Here is a 17490-nt window from a genome sequence, read left to right on the forward strand (position 1 = left end):
ATTCCGTCTATTTTTTAGTCAAATCTGATTTGATGTAAGAATGCTTTGGTGCGTTCATGTTGTGGATTTTCAAAAAGTTCTTTTGGCGAGCCTTGTTCCACAATCACACCTTTGTCCATAACGACCACTAAATCCGCTACATCTAAGGCGAATTTAATTTCATGAGTAACCACAACCATTGTCCAGCCTTCATTTGCCAGTTCTTTCATGGTATTTAGCACATCTTGCACTAATTCAGGATCAAGCGCTGAAGTAGGTTCATCAAATAGCATCAATTCTGGTTGAATGGCTAATGCACGAGCAATTCCCACACGTTGCTGCTGTCCACCAGAAAGTTGGTGCGGATAAAGGTTTGCTTTGTCTGTTAGCCCTACCTTACATAGCAAGGTTTCAGCCTCTTTACGCACTTCGTCAGGATTGCGTTGTTGTACTTGAACAGGTCCTTCCATCACATTTTCTAAAGCAGTTTTATGCGGAAATAAATTATATTGTTGGAATACCATTCCCGATTTTTTGCGTAGCGGTAAAATTTCTTTGCGAATATTTTTGCTAGCAAAATCTACATAAAGCGGATTTTCTTTGTGAAACTCGATAGTGCCTTGCTCTGGTAATTCAAGTGCATTTAAACAACGCAAAAATGTAGTTTTACCTGAGCCAGAAGGACCTAAAATAACCACTACTTGCCCTTTTTCAATATCTAAATCAATACCGCGTAAAACAGGATTGTTATCGAAGGTTTTATGAATATTACGAATTTTAATCATCATTTATCCTTTCTTATCTTGTGACATAACGATCAAGGCGTTTTTCAATGCGAGCTTGTAGTAAGAACAACACGAAACAGAAACACCAATAAATTAACGCTGCTTCAATATAAACTGGCAAGAAATCATAAGACATATTTGCTACTTGTTGTGCTACTCGGAACATTTCTGTCACCGTCACCACTGATGCCAAAGAGGTATCTTTAAATAAACCAATAAAGGTATTACTTAACGGCGGTACAGCTACACGGAAGGCTTGCGGTGCAATAATGCGGCGGAAAGTCTGCATATAAGTCATTCCAATGGTATAGCCAGCTTCCCATTGCCCTTTTGGGACAGATTGAATTGCCGCTCGTACTGTTTCAGAACCATAAGCACCAATATTTAATGAAAATCCAATAATCGCCGCTGGAATAGGATCAATAAAAATGCCTAATGCGGGTAATCCATAAAACACAATGGATATTTGCACTAACATCGGTGTGCCACGAATAATGGAAATATAAATTTTCGCAATCACTAAAAAGATGCGATGAATAATACTATGGCTTGGTGTAACACGAAGTAAGGCTACGGCAACGGCAATGAACATGCCAAGTATAAAGGACACAATAGCAAGCGGTATTGAAATCAATACCGCCGCTTTAACCATAGGAAGAAAACCGCTTATGACCAATTCTGCTCTTGCATCAGTCATAAAGGGTAATGATGCAAGAAAATTATTTAACACTGATATCTCTACCAAAGAATTGTTCACCTAATTGTTTTAATGTGCCATCGTTACGTAATTCTTCGATAGCTGCGCTGATTTTTGCTAGCGCTTCTTCATTGTTTTTATTAACAATAAGACCAGCACCTGCTTTATTTTCAGCTTTCCAAACTGGTTTTAAACCTGAATTTGGATGTTTTTTCAAATAATCCAACAATGCTAGAGCGTCATTAAAAGTAATATCAGCACGTTTTTGTTGAATTAATAATAATCCTTGTGCCATGCCGTCAATTGGCACAATTTTAGCTTGGTATTTCTGTGCTAACTCACCGTAGTTTGAGCTAAGAGTTTGTGCTGCTTTTAAGCCTTTTACATCTTCAACTTGGTTAATACGAGTTTCATCATTGCGAGCAATTAACATTGCACCAGACCAGCTATAAGGTTCAGATTTGTCAAAAGTAGCTTGGCGTTCTGGTGTTGTTAAAGCCACTTGGTTTGCCACAAGATCGAAACGCCCTGCTTTCAATCCAGCAAGCATTGCATCCCATTGAGTTTCTTTAAACTCAACTGTAACGCCTAATTTTTTGGCTACGGCACGAGTCACTTCAACATCATATCCGGTCAATTTTCCATTTGCATCATGATAAGTAAAAGGCGCATAAGTTCCTCCTGTACCAACAGTAATAGTCCCTTTGCTGTTAATACGTTCTAATAAATCACCTTGTGCTAAGGCTTGTGTGCTAGTTGCAATTGCCAAAACAGAGGCAAATAAAAATGTTATTTTTTTCAACATATAAAGTTCCTCACTATAAGTAAAAATTGAATTTGAGAAAAATGAGTGCGGGAATTGTAAAAGAAAAGTTAAAGTTTACAAATAACTTTCAGGAATATGTTATAAGCAAAGGCTATGTTTATTAAAAGTTAGCTCGAAGAGTAAATAATTAGATTGGAAAGTGCGGTAATTTTTTGAGGACTTTTGCTCATAAAAATGAGCTTTAATAAGTGAATTTACACTTAGAAAAGCTCATATCAATTATATTGAAAAAGTTATAGCCAGAATAAGTAAGCAAATGTGCCGATAATAAACACACAAAGGATATTCAACACGACACCCACTCGAACCATTTCTTTTTGCTTAATTTCGCCCGTACCAAAGACGATAGCATTTGGTGGTGTGGCAACTGGTAACATAAATGCACAAGATGCGCCTAAACCGATGATCAATGCTAATCCTAGCTCTGGCATTCCCAGAGATTGTGCAATAGAAATAAAGATTGGTACTAATAGTGCTGCACTTGCTGTATTTGAAGTAAATTCAGTTAAGAAAATAATAAAGGCTGCAACTAATAAGCCGATGAGATAGAAATAGAAATGCCCACCATCAATTATAAATACAATGCCATCTGCTAAGATTTTGCTTGCGCCAGAATCTTTTAGCACCGCACTTAATGTCAAACCACCCCCGAAAAGCATTAATACGCCCCAGTCGGTATTGTCTTGTAATTGTTTCCAAGAAATTACGCCTGTTACACAGACCGCAATAGCTGCAAGTAAGGCAATAACGGTGTCAAAACTCGCAATATTTTTTTCTAAGCCTAAGAATGAGGAAAGAATAGGATTGAGTTTAGCACTGAAAATCCAACCAAGCGCAATGGCTACGAAGATGATTAAGGTAATAATGCGTTGATTATTCATCTCAACTTTTTCAAAGTTTTGGCTGAATTTAATATTTAGTTTTGGCTTAAGAGAGATGTACAGTGTACCGATCATAATTGGCATAAGAATGAACATAATTGGTAAGCCAAAATAGAGCCAATCTGAGAATGTTAATTTTAATTGAGAAGCCACAATCGCATTTGGTGGGCTACCAATTAAGGTTCCCATGCCGCCGATACTTGCACTATAAGCAATCCCTAATAATACGAAAACATAAGTATTATGTTCTTTTGTTCTATCTAATTGGCTAAGAATACCCATAGCTAATGGCAACATCATTGCTGCTGTTGCGGTATTACTCATCCACATCGAAAGGAATGCTGTAATTGAGAACAAATAAATCACACCAACAAAAAGATTACCACCAGCTAGAGCCATAATCTTATTGGCGATCATTTTATCCAATTTTTGAATATGCAAAGCAGTAGCAAGGGCAAATCCACCAAAGAACAGGAAAATAGTTGGTGCAGAATAAGAGGCTAGGGCAGTTTTAGTTGTCACCAAGCCAAGCGCAATTGCTACAAATGGTACTATTAGGGCAGTTACTGTGACATGTAATGCTTCAGTTAGCCATAACACTGCAATAAACACTAACAAAGCTAAACCTTTATTTGCTTTGTCATCAAAAGGTAAAACATGAAGTAAGACAAAAAAGACGATAACATCAAGGATGAAAATTAACGCATTTTTGTTAAAAATTGATTGAGAAACAGTTTTGCTCATAATGTTATCCTTTCAAAGATACAATTTTGGATTATCCCTAATTTTAGTTAGGAATTTGGTGGGAAGTTATCAAATTGTTAAAAAAATGCAATGATCTTTTGTTGTTTTTGTGAGCTGTGTCTAAAAAAATACTAAAAGTGCGGTGTGTTTTAGCCAAGAAAAATCTGCACCTTAACAAGCTGGCTTTACTAACCTTGCTTATTAAGGTGCAGATTAACATTTTAACCGCACTTTTTTTCTGCTTAATTTATTTCACAAGCCCACCACTTGCTTGTAAATCAGCATGATAAGAAGAACGTACAAAAGGTCCACAAGCGGCATGCTCAAAGCCCATTTTTTCTGCTTTAGCACGGAAATCATCAAATTCCTCAGGTGGCACATAGCGTGCAACAGGTAAGTGATGACGACTTGGCTGCAAATATTGACCTAGGGTTAACATGGTTACGCCATGATCACGTAAGTCTTGCATTACTTGCAAAATCTCTTCGTTTGTTTCTCCCAAGCCAACCATAATGCCAGATTTAGTCGGAATATGTGGGAACATTGCTTTGAAATCTTTGAGTAATTTCAATGACCACTTGTAGTCAGCGCCCGGGCGAATTTCACGATATAAGCGTGGAACATTTTCTAAATTATGGTTAAAGACATCAGGTGGATTGTCTTTTAATTTTTCTAATGATTGTTCAATTCGACCACGAAAATCTGGCACTAAAATTTCGATTTTAATACCCGGATTAAGCTTACGAATTTCTTTTACACATTCGGCAAAATGTCCAGCACCACGATCTGGCAAATCATCGCGATCCACAGAAGTAATTACCACATAGCGTAATTTCATATCTTGAATAGTTTCTGCCAGTTTTTTAGGTTCATCTGGGTCTGGTGGCAATGGTTTACCATGGGCAACATCACAAAACGGGCAACGGCGGGTACAAATTGCACCCAAAATCATAAAGGTTGCTGTTCCGTGATTAAAACATTCATGTAAGTTTGGACATGAGGCTTCTTCACATACAGAATGTAGTCCATGACGGCGCATACCGTTTTTAATGCTATCAATTTTTGCTGAATTTGCTGGAAGCTTAATTTTCATCCACTCAGGCTTTTTCAGTAATTCCTGATTTGGATCGATATTTTTAACTGGAATAATCGAAGTTTTCGCAGCATCACGATATTTGACACCACGTTCCATTTTAAAAGGGGTTGTCATTAACAGATCCTAATTTTGTTAACAAATTGTTACGTCATTATAGCCCAATAATTGTGTAAAGTGTGTAACTAATTTCGGCGCAACTTTGTCACATTGAGCTTGTTCAGTCGGGATAAAGTCTGCCATTTGGCACATTTCTAACCCCACATAGCCACAAGGATTAATTTGTCTAAATGGCGATAAGTCCATGTTGATATTTAGGGCTAATCCATGAAAAGAACAGCCTTTGCGAATACGCAAACCAAGTGAACAGATTTTTTGTCCATTGACATAGACACCCGGCGCATCCGCTTTTGGATAGCTTTCAATCCCATAATCCGCCAGGGTTTTAACTACCGATTGCTCAAGTGCGGTCACTAATTGGCGTACATTTAGTTCGCTACCATTTGCTTTGTGACGCTTAATATCAATGAGCACATACATAACTTGCTGGCCTAATCCATGGTAGGTAATTTGACCGCCACGATCCGATTGAACTACTGGAATATTACTTGGATTGAGCAAGTGCTCAGGTTTACCTGCTTGCCCTTGAGTAAAAACGGCTGGATGTTGAACCAACCAAATTTCATCAGGTGTTTGGCTACCTCTTGAGTCGGTAAAATCTTGCATTTGTTGCCAAACTTGTTGGTAATCTTGAATACCAAGTTGGCGCACTATCAAGGTTGGAGTTGTCATTTGTTATCCTAAAGTACCATTCTTACGCCGTCGATTTTGGCGAGTTCCGCATAGAGTGTTTCTACTTGTTCAATATTTTCCGCAATAATATCAATGGAAACTGAATTATAAGTGCCTTTGCTGCTGATATTTTGGCGAGGATTATAATCCCCTTTTGCATATTTTTGTGTCACCATTACTACATCATCAATTAAATCTGTTCTATTAGTTCCCACTACTTTGAACGTAAAAGGGCAAGGGAACTCTAATAAATCTTTTAATTGTTTTTGTGGAATATCGTTAAGTTTTACGGTTTTATCTGTCATAAATTTTCCTTAAAGTGAAACCGCACTAGAAAGTGCGGTCTAATTTTTCATTATTTTTTAGCTAAATAAACTTTTTACTGTTAATACTAGCCAGTCCCAAATTTTGCTGAAAAATCCGCCTTCTTGCACATCAGACATTGTTTGTAAGTTTGCACTTGCAATATCACGACCGTCTAATTGGTAAATGATTTTACCGACGACTTGTCCTTTTGCCAGTGGTGCTTCTAACATTTTATGATCGAGCTCATATCTTGTTTTTACATCATTTTGGCGACCTTTTGGCAAAGTCACATAAGCATCATTGAGAACTCCAAGTTGTACTTTGCTAGTATCGCCATAGTAAACTTTTTCTTCCGCAATAGATTGGTTGGCATTTAAAGATTTAAAGGTTTCAAAGTTTGCAAAGCCCCATTGCAATAATTTTTTGCTTTCAATTTCACGACCTTTATATGTGGAAACGCCCATTACAACGGAAATTAAACGCATATTTCCACTATTTACTGCAGAGGCAACAAGATTATAACCTGCTTTATCTGTATGTCCGGTTTTCATTCCGTCAACATTCAGGGATTTATCCCAAAGTAAGCCATTGCGGTTAGGTTGCTTGATTTTATTGAAAGTAAATTCTTTTTCTGCGTAGATTTTATATTCTTCAGGTAAGTCATGGATAATATGACGACCAATAACCGCCATATCTCGTGCAGATGAATATTGATTTTCATCATCTAGCCCATGAACTGTTGTGAAGTTTGTGTTTTTCAGACCAAATTGAGCTACATATTTATTCATTAATTCAATGAAATTGCGTTCTGAACCAGCTACATGTTCAGCCATAGCTACACAGGCATCATTACCAGATACAATCACAATCCCACGATTTAAATCAGCCACTGATACTTGTTGATTTAAATTTAAGAACATTTTTGAAGAGCCAGGGAAGTTTTTACCCCAAGCGCTTTCGCCGATAGTGACAGTATCCGTTAAACTAATTTTACCTTGTTTAATGGCATCGCCCACAACATAGCTAGTCATCATTTTAGTCAATGACGCAGGGTATTGGCGTTGGTCTGGATTAAGTGCGGCAAGCACTGCACCAGAGTTGTAATCCATCAGAATATAGCTTTGTGCATTTAATTCAGGTGTTGCAATCCCATATTGCATATCTTGTGAAAGCACAGGGAAAGAAATTAATCCTGCGATGAGGGCAATTTGTGTTTTTTTCATAGCTTTTTTTAACATTTTACATCCTTTAAAAATTATTTCTCATTATAAGAGATGACGATAAATTGGTGTGAGTGGCTGAGTTTTTGTAACTTGTCTTTAAGTTCTTTAATTTGTTGTTTGTTTTCCAAGGGACCAAATATGATGTCATATTTATTTCCCTTGCTTTCAAGCTCAAATGCAATATTAGACTGTTTTAAATTACTAATTAATTTTTCAGCTTCTTGCTTGCTGGCAAGATTTAACATTTTTAATTTATAGCCCGAGAAAACAGTTTTTATCAGAGGTTCAGTTGGTAAACTTAGACTTAATTGCTCGCGCGCACGGTCATTTTTGCTTGTTTTCGCTAACGTTTTTGTTGCTGGCCCAGATATTTTTCCTTGAGAGTTAACATGTAAGAATTCAATTTTCACTTTTCCTGTTCCAGCACGAATAATTCCTAGCTCTTTTGCTGCTGCTCTGGATAAATCAATAATTCGTCCTTTACTGAAAGGTCCTCTATCATTAATTCTTACGATCACTTTACGATTATTGCGTAAATTAGTAACCAGAACATAAGAATTTAGCGGTAAGGTTTTATGTGCAGCAGTATAAGCATTGTTATTAAAAATTTCCCCATTGGCGGTTTTACGCCCATGAAATTTGTTGTGATAAAAGCTCGCTATTCCTTCTTTTGAGTAGTTTTTAGCTTTATTATGAGTCTTTGTTGTATATTTTACACCTTTCACCACATAGATATGGGATGTATCAGCAGGTTTTTGATAGGTTAATTGAGGTCCTTCAATTCCATAGAGTTTCTTTGTATTGGCTTGTGTTGACAGTGATAATACAGCCATAAAAAGTGCGGTAGATAATTTAAATGTTTTGTTTGATTTCATCATAATTTATTTTAATGTTAATCGCCCTATCTAAGATAAGTAAATATTTATTTAGTTCCTTTAAAAAAGTGGGCTTTATGTGTGTGAATGGACATGATTAAGCCAAATCCAGCCATAAGTGTAACAAAAGATGTGCCACCGTAGCTAATTAAAGGCAAAGGAACCCCAACCACTGGGAGAATTCCACTTACCATACCAATATTCACAAATACATAAACAAAGAAAATTAAGGTTAATGCACCAGTTAAAATTCTGCCAAAAGAGTTTTGTGCATTGGCACCGATAATAAGACCTCTTGCGACAATAAATAGATAGATCAGCATTAAGATCATAAATCCTATCATGCCATGTTCTTCACTGAGTACTGCAAAAATAAAGTCGGTATGTGGTTCGGGTAGAAATTCCAGTTGTGATTGCGTACCTTGCATCCAGCCTTTACCCCAAATCCCACCAGAACCAATGGCGATTTTGGATTGCAAAATATGATAACCTGCACCTAAAGGATCTTTTTCTGGGTCTAACAGAGTTAATACCCTTGTACGTTGGTAATCATGCATTAAATAAAGCCACATAATCGGGATAAATGCCGCTAAACCCACAACAGCAATTAAGATTAACCACCAACTCATTCCTGCTAAAAATACAACAAAAATCCCCGAGGCGCTGACTAAAATTGAGGTGCCTAAATCTGGTTGAATCGCCACTAATAAAGTTGGCACTATGATTAAAAAGAGCGCAATAAAAGTTTCACTTAATTTAGGCGGTAATGAACGATTTCCTAAATAGGTTGCCACCATTAATGGTACAGATAATTTTACAATTTCAGAAGGCTGAAAACGGAATAGTCCTAGGTCTAACCAACGCTGTGCACCTTTGCTTGTAGTACCAAAAAGATCTACTAATAACAGTAATACAACACCAATCGCAAAACCATAAGGCGCGATACGTTGATAAAATCTGGGTGAAAACTGTGCCATGACAAACATAACAGTAAAACCGAGTGCTACTTGAATAATACGGTTTTGGAACATTTTTTCACTTCCGCCAGATGCGCTGTAAAGTACTAGTAGTCCATAAGCAGAAACAATGACTAATCCGAGGAAAAGCCAAAAATCAATATGTAAACGGCGCCACAAGGTTAGCCAAAGATTTTTTTTCTCCATCAATTTGTTCCTTTTTCGCCTTGTAATTGAACCTGTGGCAAGCGGACATTTAAATAATAATCCATAATTTGTCGCACAACAGGACCTGCATTGCTTCCACCGCCACCCGCATTTTCTAAAATCACAGCAACAACCATTTTAGGATCGTTATAAGGCGCGTATCCAATAAACCAAGCGTGATCGTGGAACTTATTATCCAGTTCACTTGCATTATAAGTTTGATTTTCCTTCAGGCTAAAAACTTGTGCTGTGCCTGATTTCCCAGCCGCTCGGTAATTTGCATCAGCAAAAGGTTTTCGCCCCGTGCCATTAGGTGCGTGTATAACGTTATACATACCTCGTTTTGCAGCTTCCCAAAACGCTGCTCGAGGTTCAGTAATATCTTCATATAAATGAGGATCTTGATAAGGTTGAATCTCTGACCCTTCAATCGCTTTCATTAAGTGCGGTGTGTTTACCTTACCATTATTAATTAAAACCGCTGTTGCTTTAGCAACTTGTAATGGTGTTGCTGTCCAATAACCCTGACCAATGCCAACAGAAATCGTATCACCTTGTACCCATTGTCTTTTATAGCGTTTTTGTTTCCATTCTCGGCTTGGCATAATCGCTGCAGTTTCTTCTTGAATATCTATACCCGTTGGTACCCCGAACCCGAAGCGCTTCATCCATTGAGATAAGCGGTCAATCCCCATGTTGTAAGCTAACTGATAAAAATAAGTATCAGAAGATTCCACAATAGCCTTATTCAAATCCGTATAGCCATGACCTGATTTTTTCCAATCGCGGAAACGTTTTGTGGTATTTGGTAACATCCAATAGCCCGGATCAAATATAGTTGTACTGGTGGTAATCAAATTTTCTTGTAATCCAGCCGTAGCAATAAAAGGTTTTACAGTTGAGGCTGGTGGATAAGCGCCTTGAGTCACGCGGCTGTACAAAGGGCGATTAGGATCTTCTAATAATCGTTTGTAATCAGCCCCTGAAATCCCACCCACAAAAAGATTGTTATCATAGCTCGGTGTTGACACCATGGCTAAAATACCACTGTCTTTAGGGTCTAAAACCACCACTGCTGCACGGCGATTGCCTAATAAATCCGTGATGTAACGCTGCAATGCTAAATCAATAGTTAAGCGAATACTTTTTCCCGCAATTGCTGGCTGTTCTCTTAACTTGCGAATAACTTTGCCTCGATTATTTACTTCTACTTCTTCAAAGCCTACAGTGCCATGTAATTCATCTTCGTAATAACGTTCAATGCCGAGCTTACCAATATCATGAGAACCTGCATAATTTGGATATTTTTCGTTTTTCTTTAAGCGCTCCACATCTCTGTCATTAATCTTCGCAACATAGCCTAAAATATGGGTCAATGGTTCGCCATATAAGTAATGGCGTTTAAAATAAGGACGTACATCCAAGCTTGGATAGTTGTATTGATTTACTGCAAAACGTGCGATTTGTTCTTCACTTAAATCGCCTTTAAGCAGAATTGGGGTGTAGCGAGATGAACGACGCCGCTCCTTTTTGAAATTTTCAATATCATCATCAGTTAAGCCAACGATATAGCGTAGTTCTTCAAAAGTGCGGTCTAAATTCTCTACTTTTTCTGGCACAATATATAAGCCGAAGAAAGTGATATTTTCCGCTAATAACTCGCCATAACGATCGTAAATCAATCCTCGAGTTGGTGGTAATGGTAGTAATTTAATTCGGTTACCATTCGATCTTGTTTGATAAGTTTCATAATTAACAATTTGTAAATGATACAAATTGGTAAATAAAATTGCTGATAAGCCTAAAACGCCTAAAAAAGAGATAAGTGCGCGGCGAGCAAATAGATTGCGCTCGGCTTTTTTATCTCGAATAGGTGTTTGTGTAGGTTGTGAAAGCAATTTTTTTAAATTCATAGAAAACAGACCGCACTTACTCTCGGTGATAAGGATGGTTTGTGCTCAATGACCAAGCACGGTATAAACTTTCCGCCACCACAACACGCACTAATGGATGAGGTAAGGTTAAAGGAGAGAGTGACCAACTTTGTTCTGCCGCCGCCTTACATTCTGGCGATAATCCTTCAGGTCCGCCAATTAAAAGCGCAACATCTCGCCCATCATTTTTCCAGCCTTCTAATTGTTGTGCTAATTGCTCCGTTGTCCAAGGCTTACCGGGAATATCTAAGGTAACAATGCGATGTTTCTGACAAACAGATAACATAGCTTTACCTTCTTGCTCTAGAATACGTTTAATATCAGCATTTTTTCCACGTTTCCCAGCAGGGATTTCGATCAATTCAAAAGGCATATCTTTGGGGAAACGGCGTTGATATTCCTCAAAACCTTTTGTTACCCAGTCGGGCATTTTTGTACCAACAGCAATTAATTGAATTTTCATAGGCTAAAGTGCGGTTATTATCCCCAAAGTTTTTCCAATTGATACATTTCACGGCTATCCGCTTGCATAATATGTACAATGGCTTGTCCGAAATCAACGACGACCCAATCAGCCGTTGCTTTACCTTCTTCGCCAAAAGTTTCAACGCCAGCTTGTTTGCTTTCATCAATTAATTTTTGCGCTAAGGACATAACATGGCGACTTGAAGTTCCTGTACATAAAATCATGTGATCGGTAATGGAAGATTTACCACGGACATCAAGAGTTAAAATATCGGTACCTTTTAAATCATCTAATTTATTGACTAAAAAATCGACTAAATTCATTTTGTTCTCAGTTTGGGAATGCGTTAATTAAAAGTGCGCAATTTTAGCACGAGTTGCGACATTGAGGAATATTGTTAGGGGATTACTTGGCAATTAATGTATGAGTTTGGCTTGTGCTGTGAGAATAAATATTGGAATAGAAAACAACCGCACTTTGTACGATCTAAAAGTGCGGTTGTTTTTTGATTATTTTTGTTCTGGTAAGAAACCAGATTGCACGTCTTTCATATTAGGTAATTGGTGAGCAATACCTTTATGGCAATCAATACAGGTTTTACCTTGTTCTTGTGCCATCGCATGCATTTTTTGTGCCACTGTTTTTTGCTGAGTGCTGTCCATGTCATTGAAATTATGGCAGTTACGGCACTCTTGTGAATCATTGGCTTTCATACGCGCCCATTCACGTTGTGCCATTTCTAAGCGATGTGCCTCGAATTTTTCTTTGGTGTCCACTTTGCCAGTAATATGTGCATAAACTTCTTTTGCAGCTTCGATTTTACGCGTCCATTTTGGAATAAATTCATGCGGTAAGTGACAATCAGCACAAGTGGCTTTGACACCACTACGGTTCATATAATGTACAGAATGGCGATATTCAGGTACAACATCATTCATGTGGCAACTAGAACAAAATTCTTCTGTATTCGTATATTCAAGTGCGGTGTTAAATCCGCCCCAAAAAATAATACCCGCAATAAAGGATAATGTGATCAATACGCCAACAGCAATACGGCTAGGCTTGCTGAACCATTGCCAAAAGCCTTTGATTAAGCGCACAATGATATTTGATTTTTTTTCATTTGCCATACATCTATCCTTAATTAGTTACCATAGCCTTTCATTGGTTTAAATTCATTTGGCACAATAGGCTCAACGTCTGCTTGTGGCACATGGCAATGTAAACAGAAATAACGGCGTGGTGCAGTTTGACCTGTTACATTCCCGTTGCGATCAGTAAAGTGTGTTGGACTTATTCTCGTTGCCCCTGTAATTCTGGCATTTTCTGGGCTATGACAAGTTAAACATTGGTTTGTGTTTTTAGTTACCTGATAGTTGGCAACACTATGTGGAATCATTGGTGGCTGATTAACATAGTTTAATGCTGGCGTTTCACTTTCTTTAACATGATTGTGAAATGCGGCTGGTACATTTTCCGCAGCATCTTGGTAGTTTTTGCCAACGTCTTGTGTGGCAAACGCAGAAGAAACTAAAAGTGCGGTAGCTAATAATATGGTTTTTTTCATCATTTTTGATCACTCCCAGAATGATTAAATCTATTGCTAAATATAAATACTTTTTCAGCACAAACATCAATACAACGTCCGCAACTGATACAATCTTTTGAAAGCACAAGCTGGCTTTCGTTGTTTTTACCATGTAATGGTGCTCGTAAAACTTGTGGCTCAGGACAAACGTTGTAGCAATCCATACAGTTGTCACATTTTTTTCGGTCAATCACTTTAATACGCAATAAACTCTTGGCACCAATGACACCATAGCTTGCGCCAATTGGACAAAGATGACCGCACCAACCATGTTCCACAATAAATAAGTCAAATAAGAAAACGGCTAAGATCAACCAAGTTGTTGCACCAAGCCCGTAAATTAATGCTCTTCCCAAGGCTGCAACGGGATTTATCCATTCCCATAACAGCACGCCACTGATTGCGCTGCCAATTAAAATCATCAGCAAAATGCCATAACGTAAGTTGCGAGGAATTTTAGCACTTTGGCGAATACCTAATTTACGTCTTAGCCAAGCGGCACAATCTGTCACTACATTCAGTGGGCAAACCCAAGCACAAAAAACTTTGCTACCCAATAAGGCATATATTGCTACCACAATAATGGTACCAATAATGGTTAAGCTATTGGGCAAATAACCTGTTGCTAGACTTTCGGCAGTAATAAGCGGATCTGTTAGCGGAATGGTATCTAGTAACAAACTGCCACTGTAATTGCCTTTTAATATCCAAAAGTTCAGATAAGGTCCGCTTAAGAACATGGCGAGAATACTAAATTGGCTTAATCGGCGCCAAATGAGAAAACGATTGGCATACCAAAAACCTAATTTTTCTCGCACTTCTTTACCAGCGTATTTAGGAGCATTTGCCATTATTTACTCTCCGGTTGACGAACAGGTAAGGAAATTAAACCTTCAGGTGCAAGAGAATGCCCCGCCTTATCTTTCTCTTCCCAACCTAAGCGATAATGCTCGCCCAACATGCCTTTTGCTAGGGCATTTGGCAGAACCTTAATAGCCGCTTCTTCCAGTACACAAGCCTCTTCACATTTACCACAACCAGTACAAGCATGAGAATGAACAGTGGGGATAAAAACAGCATGTTTTCCTGTTCTTTCATTGCGATGTTTTTCCAAGGTAATTGCTTTATCAATTAAAGGGCAAACACGATAACAAACATCACAGCGCAATCCTTGCCAGTTTAAGCAAGTTTCATGGTCGAGCAGAACAGCAAGTCCCATTTTTGCTTGGCTAATATCATCCAGTTGGTTATCTAGTGCACCTGTTGGACAAGCCTTGGCACAAGGAATATCCTCACACATTTCACAAGGTTTCTCACGAGCAACAAAATAAGGCGTACCAGCTTCCATTGAAGATAACAATGAGGCTAAATGTAGCATTTCATAAGGGCAAGCCTGAACACATTGACCACAGCGAATACAAGCCGCAGTAAAATCTTTATCATCTGCTAATGCACCAGGTGGACGTAATGCCACACCTTGTCTAGCGAGACTTTGATTTTGTTGCAAGCCAAGTAATAAACCTAAACCAGCCAATCCGCCACAAGTGCGAGCTGTATCTCGGAAAAATTTTCGGCGTTCTGGTGTAAAAGCAATTTTCTTCATGATTATTCACCGCACTTTAATAAGTAAAGTGCGGTGCCTTTTATTGAGTTTTACGCTTTCACCACTTTAACTGCACATTTTTTAAAGTCCGTTTCTTTTGAAATTGGATCTGTTGCATCTAATGTCAGTTTGTTTGCTAACTGTCCAGCGTCAAAGAATGTAGTGAATACCAATCCTTCAGGGCATTTATTACGGCCACGAGTATCTAAATAAGAGGTAATTTCGCCACGACGAGAAATCACTTTAATCTTATCTCCGTGTTTTAAACCACGTTTTTTCGCATCATTTGGATTCATCCAAACAAGGTTGTTCGGGAAAGAACGGTGTAATTCAGGTACACGGCGTGTCATGGAGCCTGTATGCCAATGTTCAAGCACACGACCGGTACTTAACCATAAATCGTATTCTGCATCTGGAGCTTCTGCTGGTGGCTCATAAGGCACGGCTAAAATGACCGCTCTTTTATCTGGATTACCATAGAATGCAACGCCTTCCCCAGCTTTCACATAAGGATCGTAGCCTTCACGGTAACGCCATAAGGTTTCTTTACCGCCAACTACTGGCCAACGTAAGCCACGAGCTTGATGGTAGGTATCGAAATCCGCTAAATCATGGCCATGTCCACGCCCGAAACTTGCATATTCTTCAAATAAACCTTTTTGTAAATAGAAACCAAAGTGGTATGCCTCATCATTTAGGCGACCTTTTAATTCATCATTTGAATACTGGTTCACTTGTCCATTGAGGTAAAGCACTTCATAAAGTGTTTTGCCTTTGTATTCTGGGTTTTTCGCTAAAATTTCTGCTGGCCATACTTCATCAGTAGTGAAATATTTAGAAAACTCAACTAATTGCCATAAGTCAGATTTTGCTTCGCCTGGTGCTTTAACTTGTTGACGCCAGAATTGCGTACGGCGTTCTGCATTACCATAAGCCCCTTCTTTTTCAACCCACATTGCTGTTGGTAACATCAAGTCAGCTGAAAGTGCGGATACGGTTGGATATGGATCTGAAACCACAATAAAGTTATCTGGATTACGCCAGCCAGGGAAAGTTTCTTCATTGATATTTGGACCAGCTTGCATATTGTTATTACACATTTGCCATAACACTTGCATTTTGCCATCTTTTAAGGCACGACTTTGTGCAACCGCATGGAAACCTAATTTATCTGAAATTAAGCCTTCTGGAAGTTTCCAGATTTTCTCTGCAATTTTGCGATGTTCTGGTTTAGTCACCACTAAATCGGCCGGTAAACGATGAATAAATGTACCTACTTCACGCGCTGTACCACAAGCAGATGGTTGACCTGTTAATGAGAATGGTCCACAGCCAGGTAAGGAAATTTTTCCAGTTAATAAGTGAATGTTATAAATTAAATGGTTTGCCCATACGCCACGGGTATGTTGGTTAAAGCCCATTGTCCAATAGGAAACAATTTTTTTATTTGGATCCGCATAAAGTTTTGCTAATTTTTCCAATTGATCTTTTGGTACACCAGAAATTTCATGGGCTTTTTCTAAAGTGTATGGTGCGACTAATTTCTTAAATTCTTCAAGGCTACTATCGTGCATTTTGCCTGCAGTTTTCACATTTTTAGCCGCTTGTTCACGCGGATCTTCTGGACGTAAGCCGTAACCAATATCTGTTTCACCACGTTTAAATTTAGTGTGTTTTTCGATGAATTCTTGATTAATTGCATTATGCTCAATGAGGTAGTTAGCAATATAGTTCAGAATAGCTAAATCTGATTGAGGTTTGAAAAGAATGCCTAAATCTGCCAGTTCAAAAGAGCGGTGTTCAAATGTAGAAAGCACATTTACCGTAACGCTATCTGGGTTCGCTAAACGGCGATCGGAAATGCGTGACCATAAAATTGGGTGCATTTCTGCCATATTTGAGCCCCAAAGGACAAAGGCATCAGCATGTTCAATATCGTTGTAACAGCCCATAGGTTCATCCATACCAAAGGTACGCATGAAAGCAACCGCTGCAGATGCCATACAGTGACGAGCATTTGGGTCGATATTATTTGAGAGTAAGCCTGCTTTGAATAATTTGGATTTAGCGACACCTTCAAAAATAGTTGATTGTCCAGAAGTGAACATACCTACACCATTTGGACCTTTAGCTTTTAATGCTGCTTTAAATTTGTCAGCCATGGTTTTAAAGGCAAAATCCCAAGTGACTGGTGTGAAATCCCCTTCTTTATCGTATTGACCGTTTTTCATACGCAACATAGGTTGAGTTAAACGATCTTTCCCGTACATGATTTTTGGTAGGAAATAACCTTTGATACAGTTTAACCCACGGTTTACTTCTGCATCTGGATCCCCTTGTGATGCAACAACACGTCCATCTTTTGTTCCCACTAATACAGCACAACCCGTACCACAAAAGCGACATACGGCTTTATCCCAAGTGATGCTAGAGTCGCTAGCATTAACATTTTTAACTGGAATAGTTAATCCAGCCACTGATGCCGCCGCTAAGGCTGCATTTGTTTTCATAAAGTCACGACGACTTAAATTCATA

General features: G+C 38.5%; 18 protein-coding genes. All 18 read right to left on the reverse strand.

The window, feature by feature from the left end; genetic code table 11:
* Positions 1-14: 14 nt before the first annotated feature.
* Positions 15-764 carry an amino acid ABC transporter ATP-binding protein gene (locus tag B0186_RS03670; protein WP_078218041.1) on the reverse strand — a complete coding sequence of 250 codons (750 nt, stop codon included), beginning with the start codon at positions 762-764 and terminating at the stop codon, positions 15-17.
* Between the two features lie 13 nt (positions 765-777).
* The gene (locus B0186_RS03675) at positions 778-1461 is read right to left on the reverse strand and encodes an amino acid ABC transporter permease (RefSeq protein WP_407919732.1); all 684 of its coding nucleotides are present in this window, start codon (positions 1459-1461) and stop codon (positions 778-780) included.
* A gap of 22 nt (positions 1462-1483) precedes the next feature.
* Positions 1484-2266: an amino acid ABC transporter substrate-binding protein gene (locus B0186_RS03680; protein ID WP_078218043.1), complete on the reverse strand. Its 783-nt coding sequence runs from the start codon at positions 2264-2266 to the stop codon at positions 1484-1486.
* Between the two features lie 254 nt (positions 2267-2520).
* Positions 2521-3912 (reverse strand): DASS family sodium-coupled anion symporter, encoded by a 1392-nt coding sequence (locus B0186_RS03685; protein WP_078218044.1) that lies wholly within the window; start codon positions 3910-3912, stop codon positions 2521-2523.
* A 247-nt stretch (positions 3913-4159) separates the two neighbouring features.
* The gene (lipA, locus tag B0186_RS03690) at positions 4160-5122 is read right to left on the reverse strand and encodes a lipoyl synthase (protein WP_078218045.1); all 963 of its coding nucleotides are present in this window, start codon (positions 5120-5122) and stop codon (positions 4160-4162) included.
* Between the two features lie 18 nt (positions 5123-5140).
* Positions 5141-5797 carry a lipoyl(octanoyl) transferase LipB gene (gene lipB / locus B0186_RS03695; RefSeq protein WP_078218046.1) on the reverse strand — a complete coding sequence of 219 codons (657 nt, stop codon included), beginning with the start codon at positions 5795-5797 and terminating at the stop codon, positions 5141-5143.
* An 8-nt stretch (positions 5798-5805) separates the two neighbouring features.
* Positions 5806-6102 carry a DUF493 family protein YbeD gene (gene ybeD, locus B0186_RS03700; protein WP_078218047.1) on the reverse strand — a complete coding sequence of 99 codons (297 nt, stop codon included), beginning with the start codon at positions 6100-6102 and terminating at the stop codon, positions 5806-5808.
* 57 nt (positions 6103-6159) lie between these two features.
* A complete protein-coding gene (locus B0186_RS03705) occupies positions 6160-7341 on the reverse strand; it encodes a serine hydrolase (RefSeq protein WP_078218048.1) in 1182 nt (393 codons plus the stop codon).
* 17 nt (positions 7342-7358) lie between these two features.
* A complete protein-coding gene (locus B0186_RS03710; RefSeq protein WP_078218090.1) occupies positions 7359-8201 on the reverse strand; it encodes a septal ring lytic transglycosylase RlpA family protein in 843 nt (280 codons plus the stop codon).
* A 47-nt stretch (positions 8202-8248) separates the two neighbouring features.
* Positions 8249-9364 (reverse strand): rod shape-determining protein RodA, encoded by a 1116-nt coding sequence (rodA, locus tag B0186_RS03715; RefSeq protein ID WP_078218049.1) that lies wholly within the window; start codon positions 9362-9364, stop codon positions 8249-8251.
* On the reverse strand, positions 9364-11277 hold the full coding sequence (gene mrdA / locus B0186_RS03720; RefSeq protein WP_078218050.1) for a penicillin-binding protein 2: 1914 nt from the start codon (positions 11275-11277) through the stop codon (positions 9364-9366). The genes rodA and mrdA overlap by 1 nt, the downstream gene beginning before the upstream one ends.
* Before the next feature lie 16 nt (positions 11278-11293).
* Entirely contained in the window at positions 11294-11761 is a 468-nt protein-coding gene (gene rlmH, locus B0186_RS03725) for a 23S rRNA (pseudouridine(1915)-N(3))-methyltransferase RlmH (RefSeq protein ID WP_078218051.1), read from the reverse strand.
* Between the two features lie 17 nt (positions 11762-11778).
* Complete coding sequence (rsfS, locus tag B0186_RS03730) at positions 11779-12087, reverse strand: ribosome silencing factor (RefSeq protein ID WP_078218052.1); 309 nt, start codon at positions 12085-12087, stop codon at positions 11779-11781.
* Positions 12088-12273: 186 nt separating this feature from the next.
* Complete coding sequence (locus B0186_RS03735; protein ID WP_078218053.1) at positions 12274-12894, reverse strand: cytochrome c3 family protein; 621 nt, start codon at positions 12892-12894, stop codon at positions 12274-12276.
* A 14-nt stretch (positions 12895-12908) separates the two neighbouring features.
* Positions 12909-13331, reverse strand: a complete 423-nt coding sequence (locus B0186_RS03740) for a nitrate reductase cytochrome c-type subunit (protein WP_078218091.1) — start codon at positions 13329-13331, stop codon at positions 12909-12911.
* Complete coding sequence (napH, locus tag B0186_RS03745) at positions 13331-14203, reverse strand: quinol dehydrogenase ferredoxin subunit NapH (RefSeq protein WP_078218054.1); 873 nt, start codon at positions 14201-14203, stop codon at positions 13331-13333. The genes B0186_RS03740 and napH overlap by 1 nt, the downstream gene beginning before the upstream one ends.
* On the reverse strand, positions 14203-14955 hold the full coding sequence (napG, locus tag B0186_RS03750) for a ferredoxin-type protein NapG (protein ID WP_078218055.1): 753 nt from the start codon (positions 14953-14955) through the stop codon (positions 14203-14205). The genes napH and napG overlap by 1 nt, the downstream gene beginning before the upstream one ends.
* 50 nt (positions 14956-15005) lie before the next feature.
* Positions 15006-17489: a nitrate reductase catalytic subunit NapA gene (gene napA, locus B0186_RS03755; protein WP_078218056.1), complete on the reverse strand. Its 2484-nt coding sequence runs from the start codon at positions 17487-17489 to the stop codon at positions 15006-15008.
* Position 17490: the final 1 nt, after the last annotated feature.

It is taken from the genome of Canicola haemoglobinophilus (assembly GCF_002015075.1).
Lineage (GTDB): Bacteria > Pseudomonadota > Gammaproteobacteria > Enterobacterales > Pasteurellaceae > Canicola > Canicola haemoglobinophilus.